General features: G+C 47.8%; 13 protein-coding genes. 11 read left to right on the top strand and 2 right to left on the bottom strand.

Annotated elements, in window-relative coordinates; all coding sequences use genetic code 11:
• The first annotated feature begins 21 nt into the window (after window positions 1–21).
• The 10 genes from pgsA to KNO90_RS01220 all read left to right on the top strand — a co-directional run bounded on the left by pgsA (window position 22) and on the right by KNO90_RS01220 (window position 9,662).
• Window positions 22–600 (top strand): CDP-diacylglycerol--glycerol-3-phosphate 3-phosphatidyltransferase, encoded by a 579-nt coding sequence (pgsA, locus tag KNO90_RS01265; protein WP_214740930.1) that lies wholly within the window; start codon window positions 22–24, stop codon window positions 598–600.
• 62 nt (window positions 601–662) lie between these two features.
• Window positions 663–1,889, top strand: coding sequence for a competence/damage-inducible protein A (locus tag KNO90_RS01260; protein ID WP_215112838.1), 1,227 nt, complete (start codon window positions 663–665; stop codon window positions 1,887–1,889).
• A gap of 76 nt (window positions 1,890–1,965) precedes the next feature.
• Entirely contained in the window at window positions 1,966–3,015 is a 1,050-nt protein-coding gene (recA, locus tag KNO90_RS01255) for a recombinase RecA (RefSeq protein WP_012726480.1), read from the top strand.
• A 188-nt stretch (window positions 3,016–3,203) separates the two neighbouring features.
• Window positions 3,204–4,766, top strand: a complete 1,563-nt coding sequence (gene rny / locus KNO90_RS01250) for a ribonuclease Y (RefSeq protein ID WP_483299182.1) — start codon at window positions 3,204–3,206, stop codon at window positions 4,764–4,766.
• A gap of 48 nt (window positions 4,767–4,814) precedes the next feature.
• Window positions 4,815–5,609 (top strand): TIGR00282 family metallophosphoesterase, encoded by a 795-nt coding sequence (locus KNO90_RS01245; protein ID WP_215112837.1) that lies wholly within the window; start codon window positions 4,815–4,817, stop codon window positions 5,607–5,609.
• A gap of 26 nt (window positions 5,610–5,635) precedes the next feature.
• Entirely contained in the window at window positions 5,636–5,896 is a 261-nt protein-coding gene (locus tag KNO90_RS01240) for a stage V sporulation protein S (RefSeq protein ID WP_012726477.1), read from the top strand.
• A gap of 90 nt (window positions 5,897–5,986) precedes the next feature.
• On the top strand, window positions 5,987–6,607 hold the full coding sequence (locus tag KNO90_RS01235; protein WP_214740922.1) for a histidine phosphatase family protein: 621 nt from the start codon (window positions 5,987–5,989) through the stop codon (window positions 6,605–6,607).
• A 122-nt stretch (window positions 6,608–6,729) separates the two neighbouring features.
• Window positions 6,730–7,806 carry an L-threonine 3-dehydrogenase gene (gene tdh, locus KNO90_RS01230; RefSeq protein WP_215112836.1) on the top strand — a complete coding sequence of 359 codons (1,077 nt, stop codon included), beginning with the start codon at window positions 6,730–6,732 and terminating at the stop codon, window positions 7,804–7,806.
• A 13-nt stretch (window positions 7,807–7,819) separates the two neighbouring features.
• Window positions 7,820–9,001 carry a glycine C-acetyltransferase gene (locus KNO90_RS01225; protein ID WP_214740918.1) on the top strand — a complete coding sequence of 394 codons (1,182 nt, stop codon included), beginning with the start codon at window positions 7,820–7,822 and terminating at the stop codon, window positions 8,999–9,001.
• Between the two features lie 166 nt (window positions 9,002–9,167).
• Window positions 9,168–9,662, top strand: coding sequence for a hypothetical protein (locus tag KNO90_RS01220; protein WP_215112835.1), 495 nt, complete (start codon window positions 9,168–9,170; stop codon window positions 9,660–9,662).
• 26 nt (window positions 9,663–9,688) lie between these two features.
• Here KNO90_RS01220 and KNO90_RS01215 read toward each other — a convergent pair whose 3' ends face one another.
• Window positions 9,689–10,237: a DUF4256 domain-containing protein gene (locus KNO90_RS01215; protein WP_215112834.1), complete on the bottom strand. Its 549-nt coding sequence runs from the start codon at window positions 10,235–10,237 to the stop codon at window positions 9,689–9,691.
• An 88-nt stretch (window positions 10,238–10,325) separates the two neighbouring features.
• On the opposite strand from KNO90_RS01215, the gene KNO90_RS01210 reads away from it, so the two are divergent.
• Window positions 10,326–11,114 carry a hypothetical protein gene (locus tag KNO90_RS01210; RefSeq protein WP_215112833.1) on the top strand — a complete coding sequence of 263 codons (789 nt, stop codon included), beginning with the start codon at window positions 10,326–10,328 and terminating at the stop codon, window positions 11,112–11,114.
• A 565-nt stretch (window positions 11,115–11,679) separates the two neighbouring features.
• On the opposite strand, the gene KNO90_RS01205 is transcribed toward KNO90_RS01210, so the two are convergent.
• Window positions 11,680–12,837 carry an MFS transporter gene (locus tag KNO90_RS01205; RefSeq protein ID WP_215112832.1) on the bottom strand — a complete coding sequence of 386 codons (1,158 nt, stop codon included), beginning with the start codon at window positions 12,835–12,837 and terminating at the stop codon, window positions 11,680–11,682.
• Window positions 12,838–12,856: the final 19 nt, after the last annotated feature.

Genomic DNA, 12,856 nt, shown 5'->3' with positions numbered 1-12,856 from the left:
TTCTAAGAGGAGGCGTTCTACATGAACCTACCTAACCGATTGACGATGCTACGCGTGGTCTTGATCCCCGTATTCGTCGTCTTACTCGCTGTTGATTTTGATTGGGGAAGCATTGCCTTTTTAGGTGCCGATGTCCCTGTTCACCAATTCATTGCTGGTGTGATTTTTACCATTGCGGCCATTACGGACTGGTTGGACGGTCATTTGGCACGTAAGCATAACTTAGTCACGAACTTTGGTAAATTTATGGACCCGCTCGCAGACAAATTGCTCGTCACGGCAGCACTCGTGTTGCTTGTGGAGATGGATCTCGTCGCAGCGTGGGTCGTCGTCGTGATTTTGTCACGTGAATTCGCGGTCACGGGCTTACGCCTCGTCGCTGCCGATGAAGGAATTGTCGTCGCGGCCGGAAAGTCTGGAAAAGCAAAGACGTGGGTGCAACTTTTTGCGATCATCTTCTTACTGTTCGGTAATCCGATTTTCAGCTATGTCGGCATTCCGTTCGGTGAGTGGGCGATGTGGTTGGCCCTTGCCCTGACAATTTATTCGGGTGCCGAGTATTTCGCACAAAACTATAAAATTATTGTGAAGTCGATGTAAGTCGACAGAGACGAGTTGGTTGATCTAGCTCGTCTTTTTTTTGAAGTCGAGGAGGAATTGAGATGAAACGAGCCGAAATCATTGCGGTAGGAAGCGAGTTGCTCTTAGGGGAAATCGTCAATACGAATGCGAGTTACATATCAGAACAACTGTCGAAGTACGGCGTGCCAGTCTTGTATCATCAAGTTGTCGGGGATAACGCGGCACGAATGAAAGAGATTTTCGATACCGCCCGTCGCCGTTCCGACTTTGTCATTGTCACGGGAGGACTCGGACCGACGGCAGATGACGTTACGAAAACGGTCCTTTCAGACTTACTCGAACGTCCAATCGTACGGGATATGGAAGCGTATGAAACGATTCAACGATTCCTTCTGTCACGCGACCGGGAGATGAATGACGGGGATGCTCGTCAAGCCGATGTGCTAAGCGGTGCCGATGTGCTACAAAATCCAGTTGGACTTGCTCCGGGGATGTGGATTGACGGGGAGACGACATGGATGCTTTTACCGGGCGTGCCACGAGAGATGAAGGCATTGGTCGAGGCTACGTTTCCAAAGAAACTCTCAGGTGCGACACTCGTCTCGGAATCGTTACGCTTTTATGAAATCGGGGAATCCGCTCTCGACGATGCCGTGAAAGACTTATTGGACGGTTCGAATCCGACCGTCGCCCCTTATGCCGAGACGGGCGAGGCAAGGCTTCGAATTAGTGCCCGTGCGACGGACGAAGCGACCGCACGCCAGATGATTGAAGAAGTGAAGACCGAAATTCTGAGACGGGTCGGCTCGTACTACTTCGGTTCTGACGATGAAACAATCGCATCACATCTCATTCAATCATTGTCACGGTTGAATCAGACGCTCGCTGTTGCCGAGTCGTTGACCGGTGGTGAAGTTCAGTCAATGATTACATCGACACCTGGTGCGTCAGCTGTTTTTCTAGGGGGAGTTGTGGCGTATTCGAATGAGCTAAAAAATAGGTATTTAGGGGTCTCTCTTGATACAATTGAACAACATTCGGTCGTCTCAAAAGAAGTAGCCTATGAGATGGTGAGCGGATTGTCCAAGGGGACACATGCCGACTATGCTCTATCTTTTACTGGTGAGGCGGGACCGACATCGAATTCAGGTCGTCCGGTCGGTACGGTCTATATCGGAGTGAAGACACCGGACGGAATTGAGGTCATCGAACGGAATTACCCCCATCAAGAACGGAATATCATCCGCATGCGAGCTGCAAAGGATGGATTATGGACGCTCATTCAACAAATGAAAAAAGGCGAATAAATGTTCGTGAAAAACTTGTGTATCATGAAATGTTCACGTATAATAAAAGTATCAATTAAAGGAGGCTCATTTACCTATGAGTGATCGTAAACAAGCGTTAGAAATGGCATTACGCCAAATTGAGAAACAATTCGGTAAAGGCTCAATCATGCGCCTTGGTGAAAATACAGACCAGCAAGTATCGGTCATCCCTTCAGGGTCAATCGCCCTTGACGTCGCACTCGGAGCAGGTGGATATCCACGTGGTCGTGTCATCGAAGTATACGGACCGGAATCTTCTGGTAAGACAACTGTAGCGCTTCATGCGATTGCGGAAGTTCAAAAGCGTGGCGGTCAAGCAGCATTCGTTGATGCCGAGCATGCGCTCGATCCAAAGTATGCTAAAAACCTTGGAGTCAATATCGATGAGTTGCTTCTTTCACAGCCAGACACTGGGGAACAAGCCCTTGAAATCGCAGAAGCCCTCGTTCGTTCAGGAGCGGTCGATATCCTCGTCGTCGACTCGGTCGCGGCACTCGTACCGAAAGCCGAAATCGAAGGGGAAATGGGAGACTCGCACGTCGGTCTTCAAGCTCGTTTGATGTCACAGGCACTTCGTAAGTTGTCTGGTGCGACGAACAAATCGAAAACGATTGTCATCTTCATCAACCAAATTCGCGAGAAAATCGGGATCATGTTCGGTAACCCAGAAACGACTCCTGGTGGCCGCGCCTTGAAATTCTACTCATCTGTACGTCTTGAAGTTCGTCGTGCGGAGACACTCAAACAAGGTCAAGATATGGTCGGGAACCGTACGAAGATCAAGATTGTAAAAAACAAGATCGCGCCACCGTTCAAAACGGCGGAAGTCGATATCATGTACGGTGAGGGGATCTCACGTGAAGGGGAACTCATCGATATCGGTGCCGACCTCGACATCGTTCAAAAGAGCGGAGCTTGGTACTCGTTCAATGAAGAACGTCTTGGTCAAGGTCGTGAAAACGCCAAGCAATACATGAAAGAAAATCCAGCGATCGCGGCTGAAGTTGAACAACAAATTCGTGATCACTATGGATTGAACGGCGAAAAAACGGTCACGGTTGAAGGTGAAGACGACGAAGTCCTCTCGCTTCTCGATGACGAATAAGCACATCGTCTCACTCGAATTCTTTCGAGTGAGATTTTTTTAGTATAATTTTTTAGGCAATTGGTAGTTCTATCCTGTCCGTGCATTGCATTCTCCCTCTTAAATAAGTACAATAAAGTTATGCGCGGGCTAGCCCGTGTATCTCACTTATTAAAAAAATAAAATAACCTTGCGAAAGGGAGGTGAACATGATGGAATGGCTATACTGGCTTATTCTGATCCTCCTTTTGCCGATAGCTTTTGTTGCAGGTTTTTTTGTGCGTAAATCGATCGCCGAAGCGAAGATTCAAGGTGCCGAGACGGAAGCGACTAAGATTGTAGAGCAAGCAAAACAACAATCGGAAGCGATGCAAAAAGAAGCACGGCTTGAAGTAAAAGAAGAGATGATTCAACTTCGTAATGAGACGGAACAAGAATTACGTGAACGTCGCGAAGACCAGAAAGTAAAAGAGAATCGCCTCGTTCAAAAAGAAGAGCTTCTCGACCGCAAAGCAGACATGCTCGAGCGGAAAGAAGATTCACTAGATGAACAGGAACGAGGACTCGAAAAACGCAAGCGTGAAGCAGAAATGCTCGAAAGCAAAGTGGAGGAGTTATACGAAGAGGCACGCCAAGAACTTGTACGCGTGGCATCCCTCTCGAAAGATGAAGCACGTACCATCATCATGGACGAAGCGAAGCAGGAAGCGCTTCACGATGCTGCTCTCCTTCAAAAAGAAATCGAGCAAAAAGCAAAACAAGAAGCGGATAAAAAAGCGAAACACCTCTTATCTCTCACGATGCAACGATATGCTGCTGAACATGTCGCCGAAACGACGGTATCCGTTGTCAACTTACCGAGTGACGAGATGAAAGGTCGCATTATCGGTCGCGAAGGGCGTAACATCCGGACGCTTGAAACGTTGACTGGGATTGACCTCATCATCGATGACACGCCAGAAGCTGTCATCTTGTCAGGATTTGACCCGGTTCGTCGTGAGATCGCGAAGATGACGCTTGAAAAACTCGTTCAAGACGGTCGAATTCACCCAGCTCGCATTGAAGAGATGGTGGAGAAGTCTCGCCGTGAAGTGGATGAACGCATTCGTGAGTACGGAGAAGAAGCAACGTTTGAAGCCGGCATTCATGGACTCCATCCAGATCTCGTCAAGACACTCGGTCGTATGCGCTACCGTACAAGTTACGGTCAAAACGTCTTGTCTCACTCGGTCGAGGTGGCTCACCTTGCAGGGATGATGGCAGCCGAACTCGGGGAGGACGTCACGCTCGCGAAACGGGCAGGACTCTTACACGACATCGGTAAAGCGATTGACCACGAAGTCGAAGGTAGTCACGTTGAAATCGGTGTAGAACTTGCGACGAAGTACAAAGAACATCCGGTCGTCATCAACTCGATTGCTTCCCACCACGGGGACGTCGAGGCGACATCGACGATTGCTGTCCTTGTGGCGGCGGCTGATGCCCTATCGGCAGCGCGTCCTGGAGCTCGTCAAGAGACGCTTGAAAGCTATATCCGTCGTCTTGAACGTCTCGAATCAATCTGTGAGTCGTTTGAGGGCGTCGAGAAATCGTATGCGATTCAAGCAGGACGAGAAGTCAGGATCATCGTTCGCCCTGATGTCGTCGACGATGTCGTCGCCGGTAAGATGGCACGCGATATTTGTAAGCGAATCGAGGATGAACTCGACTATCCTGGACAAATTAAAGTGACGGTCATTCGTGAAACACGTTCCGTCGATTATGCGAAGTAAACGAAGCGGAGAATTTCTCCGCTTTTTCTGTTTGAGGGAGGATTTTATATGAAAATTTTATTTATCGGTGATGTGGTCGGGAAACCCGGCCGTGATATATTAACGAAACAAATTAGTCGCTTGAAAGACAAATACAACCCGACGTTCATGCTCGTCAATGGCGAGAACGCGGCGAACGGTCGGGGTCTCACGAAAAAAATCTATCAACAATTTTTAGAGCTCGGCTTTCACGGGGTGACGATGGGGAATCACACGTGGGACAACCGTGACATCTTTGATTGGATCGACGACGCTGACCGGATTGTCCGTCCGGCCAACTATCCAGACGGGACACCTGGGGTCGGGATGATGAAGTTGAAACAAAACGGAAAGAAATTGGCCGTGATCAACGTCATGGGAAATGTCTTCTTGCCGTCTCTTGATTGTCCATTCCGTACGGTAGACCGTCTCGTCGAAGAAGTACGGGACGAGGTCGATGCGATTTTTGTCGATGTCCACGCCGAGGCGACAAGTGAGAAGATCGCTATGGGCTATCATCTCGACGGACGTGCTCAAGCAGTTGTCGGGACACATACACACGTGCAGACGGCGGACGAGCGTGTCTTACCGAACGGGACGGCCTACATTACAGACGTCGGCATGACCGGCCCATTAGACGGGGTGCTCGGGATGGATGCATCGGTCGTTTTAAAAAAATTTATGACACAACTCCCAGTTCGGTTTGAAGTTGCCGAGGGACGGGAACAACTTAATGGAGTTTTCATTACAATCGATGATCAGACGAAACGAGCGACAAAAATCGAACGAATACACCTAGATGATCAGACCGTCTGGTTTGATTGAACAACCTACCCGAGGGGGAAACAAGAATGGACGTACTCAAAGTTTCGGCAAAATCGAACCCTAACTCCGTTGCGGGTGCTTTAGCGGGTGTGCTACGTGAAAAAGGAACGTGTGAGATACAGGCAATCGGGGCAGGTGCGCTGAATCAGTCCATCAAAGCCGTCGCGATTGCCCGAGGCTTCGTCGCGCCAAGTGGTCTCGATTTGATTTGCATTCCGGCCTTTACTGATATTATGATTGACGGAGAGGAACGTACTGCCATTAAGCTCATCATAGAGCCACGATGAGCGGTCGGGACATAGGTCCTATTCTTGTGAAGAGGAGCCATCGGCGCGGATGGCTCCTCTTTTTAATGTAGAGAGGAAAGGGAGATTAAGATGTTAACGTTGTATGTCGTCAGGCATGGACAAACAGAGTGGAATAAAGCAAGACGTTTACAAGGCCGGCAAAATTCGCCGTTAACAAGCGAGGGTGTCTTGAATGCGGAAAAGTTAGGAAACCGACTTCAAACGATTGCTTTTGAGACCGTGTATGTGAGCCCCAGTGGTAGAGCCATTCAAACGTTAGAAGCGATGGACGTATCATTAGATTCACCGGTACATATCTTAGATGAGTTGGATGAAATTTCATTTGGTGTCTGGGAAGGGAAGGCGGAAGACGAAATCGAACGAATGGATGTATTTGAAACATTTTGGTCAAATCCGAGTCAATATGATCATCGGTTGAATCATGGAGAAGCCATGTTGACATTCACGAATCGGGTTTCATCTGCAATGCAACATATCATTCAAGCGAATATGAGTGGCAATGTTCTGGTTGTGACACACGGAATGGTCATTCAAGCGATCTTACGAGAAATCAGGGAAGCAAATATATCTGAGTTGTGGTTTGATGATGAGATTGAAGGGACGAGCTTGACAGTGATTCAGTATTCGAACAATCAATATAAGGAAGTGGCGATTGGTGATATCTCACATCAGTTAAGTGAGACGTGCTAAGACGAACTCTCAGAAGAATGTCATAAAAAAATCATGATGCATCTTCTCAGTTTCGTCATTTTATGACAAGATGATAAGGAACGTATCGTTCGATCATAAGAGACAAGAGGGGGACGTTTTCAATGGAACAACTTGTGTCAACCAAAGAGACGGAATCAACGACACCAGTAATGAAAGCGATTCAAAAACACACGGCCGGGTTTGGGGCAAAACTGGTCGACGTACCAGTTCCGACGCCAGGACCTGGAGAAGTACTCATTCAAGTCAAAGCGACATCGATTTGCGGGACCGATGTCCACATCTATGAATGGGATGAATGGTCGCAAAGCCGCGTCAAACCACCATACGTATTTGGTCATGAGTTTTCGGGGGAGGTCGTTGCGCTCGGGGAAGGGACGAAGCGGATCAAAGTCGGACAGACGGTGTCTGCTGAGACGCATATCGTCTGTCATCAGTGTAAACAATGTTTGCGCGGGCAGTACCACATCTGTAAGAACACAAAAATCATCGGTGTGGACACACAAGGCTGCTTCGCAGAATATGTCGTCATGCCTGAAGAAAATCTATGGGTGAACCCGGAGTCGATGCCAGCGAAACTTGCCTCGATTCAAGAACCACTCGGGAATGCGGTCCATACGGTATTGGCAAGTGACGTGTCGGCCAAATCGGTCGCCATCGTCGGTTGTGGACCGATCGGACTCATGGCGGTCGGCGTCGCCAAAGCGGCAGGGGCGAGTCGTGTCTATGCGATTGATGTCAATCCATATCGCTTAAAACTCGCCGAAGAGATGGGGGCAGATGTCGTCATCAACAGTTTAGAGGAGAATCCGCTCGAGTTGATCGAGCGTGAGACCGACGGAGACGGGATCGATGTCGTCTGCGAGATGAGCGGACACCCGATTGCGATCGATCAAGCATTCAAGATGGTCACGGCAGGTGGGGACGTCAACGTCTTGTCACTCCCGGCTCGTCCGGTCGCTATCGACCTCACGCGGGACGTCGTCTTTAAAGGCGTCCGCGTCCAAGGGATCACGGGCCGCAAGATGTATGAAACGTGGAGCCAAGTCTCGACGATGCTTGCGACGGGTCAGTTGAACGTCGAACCGATCATCACGCACGTCTTCAAGCTCGAAGAGTTCGAAAAAGGGTTCGAACTCATGCGGGCAGGGAAATGTGGAAAGGTCGTCTTAATACCTTAAAGGGGGAAACATCATGGCATTTGAACATATTACAGAAGCAATCAATGAGATGAAAGAACAGGGGACGTTCCGTAAGCTCGTCCCGCTCGAATCAGCACAAGGGAATGAAGTGACAATCGATGGGAAGTCACTCGTCCAACTGTCGTCAAACAACTATCTCGGACTCGCGAACCACCCGCGCTTGAAGCAGGCGGCGATTGAAGCGGTCGAAGAGTACGGTGCAGGAACAGGATCGGTCCGTACGATTGCAGGGACGTTCGAGATGCACGAAGCGTTCGAGCGCGAACTCGCGGAGTTCAAACATACGGAAGCCTCACTCGTCTTCCAATCAGGATTCGCGACGAACCTCGGGGTCTTGTCTGCACTTCTCGGACCAGAAGATGTCGTCATCAGTGATGCCCTCAACCATGCATCAATCATCGATGGGATTCGCCTCACGAAAGCGGCACGTCGCATCTATAAGCACGTCGACCTTGAAGATTTGGAGAAGGCGTTGAAAGAGACGCAGGACTATCGCACACGTCTCGTCGTGACGGATGGCGTCTTCTCGATGGATGGGAATATCGCACCGCTTCCTGCCATCGTCGAACTCGCAGAGAAGTATGACGCTGCGGTCATGGTTGATGATGCCCACGCATCCGGCGTCCTCGGGAAGAACGGGCGTGGAACGGTCAACCATTTCGGTCTTGACGGTCGTGTCGCGCTACAGGTCGGGACGCTCTCGAAAGCGATTGGGGTATTAGGTGGCTATGTCGCCTGTTCACAAGACGTACGCGATTACTTGATCCACAAAGGTCGCCCGTTCCTCTTCTCGACATCACATCCACCGGCAGTTGTAGCGGCGAACCGTGAAGCGATCCGTGTCATGAAAGAGGAAGAAGAGTTGTTCGACAAGCTGTGGGCGAACACAGAATTCTTCAAGAACGGTCTTCGTGACCTCGGTTTTGATATCGGACATGCGACGACACCGATCACACCGGTCATGCTCGGTGAAGAGACGCTTGCACATACATTCTCAGACAAGTTGAAGGGACATGGCGTATTCGCACAGAGTATCGCCTTCCCGACGGTCGAGCGCGGGAAAGCCCGTATTCGGACTATCGTTACAGCGGAACATACGCGAGATGACCTCGAACGGGCACTCGAAGCGTTCAAAACGGTCGCGGAAGAGTTGAATGTGACATTACACGCATAAACGAGAACTGCAGACGATCTGTCTGCAGTTTTTTTGTGGATTTGTCTATGAAATCGAGTATATTCAGATAGAGAACAAATGGAGTAAGTCGAGATATAGCGTATTTATTAATATTTCAATTACCGTAATTTGATTAATCAGTACATATCAGAAATGAGGAAAGTGTATGTTTCAGCAAGAGATATTTCAAGTGGGGATGGTGATAGATCGAAAAACGTTTTCGATTCTGACGATTTCACCACCATTCATCATAAATGTGATCTTTAGTGTCTTGATTGTGATGTATGTCTTGTACTTTCGGAGTGAGGGTTGGAAAGAAAAATTATGGAACGTTGCACTGATGTGCTATGCGCTCTTATTCATCTCTGTCTATATAGGAGCCTGGGTTGTGAGGCTGAAATACAACCTTACACCGAGTTTCAGTGAGTCGTTCGCCCTCGAATCCTTTCCTGGATGGAAGGTTTTTTTCATGCAATGGATGGAGAACGGGATAGAAGAACCGAATTTGACAGCGAATGCGATTATGTTTGGTGCATTGTTGTTCTACTTTAGGAAGTTCAAGGGTAAATATACGTGGATATTAAGGCTTTTCGCAGTGATTCCTATTAGTTTATTTTTTATCATCTATATTCCAAGAGTCTTGAGTTGGTTCTTTCAATAAAAAAGAAGCAAGGCGCAATGCCTTGCTTAGATCGTGACCATTCCTCTAAATCCTCGTGCGGCATAATATGAATCTGCACCGTTATGGTAGACGAAGATGTGATCATAACGACGGTCGCAAAACAGGGCGCCACCTTTTTGACGAATCACATCCGGTGTCTGAATCCAACTCGACGTTTTCAAGTCGAATGCCCCGAGCGTTTGTAAGTGACGGTACGTTTCTTCATCGAGAAGGCTGATTCCCATCTGTTCAGATAAGGCGAGCGCGCTTCCGACTGGCTTATTCTTTTTACGTGCCTCAAGAGCTGGTTCGTCATAGCAGAGACTTCGTCGACCGCTCGGACTCTCGGCTGAACAGTCGCAAAAAGCGAGGTCTCCGTTAGGGAGACGAATCACGTCTGGTTCGCCTCCTGTCTGTTCCATTAAGGAGAGTGTAACCAACTTGTCCTGATTGACTTGAATTCGTTCCAATACGTCTGACCAGACGACGTCAGAATGTCGTTCAACGTTTTCAGTGAAACGAGACTCGAGGGAATTAAGTAATTCGAGGGTTTCTTCGTGCGAAAGCTTTGACATGATAATCACTCCGATCGTGTATTTCTTTCAGTATACGACATCATTTAGTTCAATTTACTTCATTCATTACAAGAAAGGAGAATCTGGTTTGAACTTTGATGAAACAAACGTCGAACATTTACATGTTCAGTCATTTCAGACGATGGATCTGTTCACATTGAATCATGGCTATTTAAGTCGATTGCCTGCCGGTTTATATCGAGTCACAGATTATTGTGAACTTGATGTGATGGTCACAGAATCACAATTAGGACGACTTCGGTACATTGATTTGACCTTGCCGTTGGGCGTTTATATAGAGGGACAACTTCTCTTTTTGTATGATCCGTATCGTCGTGAAATCTATTCAACTCAGACACGGATCAATCTCGATAAACGACGCATCTCGACAGTTGATTTTCTAAGTGCTTACAGTCGCGATTTTCATGACCCTGATTCGTTTTCTGTAAAGAAAGAAAATCTGTTTAACCTACCGTCGGAAAGCAACTGGAGGGAATTTGGATTACCAAAAGTGAAGTCGGCCTCCTCGTTCATCTCCCGACTATTAACATTACTAGACGTCTCTTCTTTTCAGGTAGTGTCTAAGAAAAATCCATTTCTATCTGAATTTAAGAAATGGGCAAATCAGACTAAGCGTGAGTATAATATCGAACATCATGGGAAAATGATATGGTCGAATGACTATACGGTGATATGTAATCTTTCAAATACATCTGAAAGTGATCTCCTGCAATTGGTTACAATGATCGAAACAAGTGAAGAATTAGAAGAATTTCGATTTTTGATTGAGACCGAGGCGTGCATTCTTTCACTTTTTATTTTAGGAGATTTGAAACGTGGATATGGCATCGGAGTGTTTCAATACGAAATTGACTAAAAGGGGGGATGACAATGAAGTTCGAAGATTTATTCTTCTATCACGGTATGATGCACGTATTTGATTATCAACATGATATAGGATTGAGCCGCCTGACCTTTCAATTATAATTACTTGATCACCAGAAGAAGCGAAACACGAGATTCCGTGAACGAGTCGAGGTTGCTGAGGTTCATTCCCAGCGATAAGTGATCAATGTAAAACTATGCTTTGAAGACGTCATCTATATGGAGGTCATTCAAGAGTCGTTTGCGGATGGAATCATGGATGAACCGTCAGATGAGTTCGAAGGTTCGTAAATCAAACGATTCGAGAAATCCGGATATTTGGATTTTTTGACACAAACGCGTTTCTCGTTTTTGGGGTTGATACATGACAATTTAACACTGTTCACGCACTATCGGATTTGCGGCCTAAACTCAGTTTTAGAAATCATCACGCTTTCGGAACCGACCATTGCATCTGTGATTTCACTCGATTGTAATCGAAAGGGGAGTCCAACCGTATATTTCGGTGGAAAGTTCTATACATAAAGGCGCCCTCTCTTTGAGAAGGCGCCTGATACTTATACAGAAGATGCGGTCAAAATGGACTGTTCGGTCAATCGCCCAATCCAGATCAACGGAAGGGTCAAGAGTGCACCGAGAAGGTATACCGAATCAATCGGTAGCCCATCCGCAAGAAGACCAAACACCAAGCTTCCCACACTGAATGCGAAGGCATAGCCCGTTTGCTGCACACTATATACATAAGGAAGCTGTGCAGTCGGGATCTGTTCTTGAATGACGGTGTTCGTTTGGATGATGCGAATTTGTGTGGCTGCCCCTTGGATCACTAACGCCAAAATTGCAAAGGCAAGATGCGCGGTCATACCGAATAAGATGGCGGCGACAATGGATAGGATGGCAGTTGACGGCAGTGAGGGTGCTCTTTGAGACCGATAAAGATAGGCACTCGCGGCAATCATGCTAATCAAAAACGATGCGTTGAGAGTTCCCCACCAACCCGGATTGACGTGCAGATGTCGCTCGAGATAGACGAGAAGCAACGCTGAAATCCAGAGCGTGCTGACAAATGATTCATATGCCACAAACCAAGTCACACGACGAGCGAATGGTGACGTTCTTACATAAGCGAGGCTAACGCGTAAGGTAATCGATTCATCCGTTCGATCATCAACAATGTCTTCCGTAAGCGATTGATAGAAGTAAATCGTCACAATCGTCGAAAGGCTGAACAGGACGAGTGACACGATTAACGCAATGGCGCTCGACGAGAGAGAGACAAGCATCGTCCCGAGCGGCCACATCGCAAGTTGGATGAACTGATTGGAACCTTGAACGAGGCTGTTCGCTTGTTGACGATTCGTCGTCAATCTTGGGATAAATGACGCTTGAATCGGACTCGCGAACCCATCGAGGAATGCAATAATCATGACGAGCGCGAGAACAAGAATCGAATCCGTAAAGAGGACGAGAACTAGGCTGATCGTCTTCATCAGTTGTGACAGGACGAGCGTTTTCCCTAGCGAGTAGCGACTGAGGACACGGGCGAAAAAGAGTCCGCTGAGTGTCATACCGGCAGTCACGGCAATCGGGAAGCTGGCCGCCATGAGAGCGGACCCAGTTTGTTGATACAGCAGGGCAATGAGCGCGACAATGTATAGGACATCGCCAATATTTGCGAGCCATTGGCTAACGAGCAATGTGTAAAACGATTTCATCACAAATCTCCTCCGAATC

This window comes from Exiguobacterium sp. s63, assembly GCF_018617335.1.
Classification (GTDB): Bacteria; Bacillota; Bacilli; order Exiguobacteriales; family Exiguobacteriaceae; genus Exiguobacterium.
The sequence above is the reverse complement of the archived record's forward strand: the minus strand, read 5'-3'. Positions and strand labels throughout refer to the sequence as shown.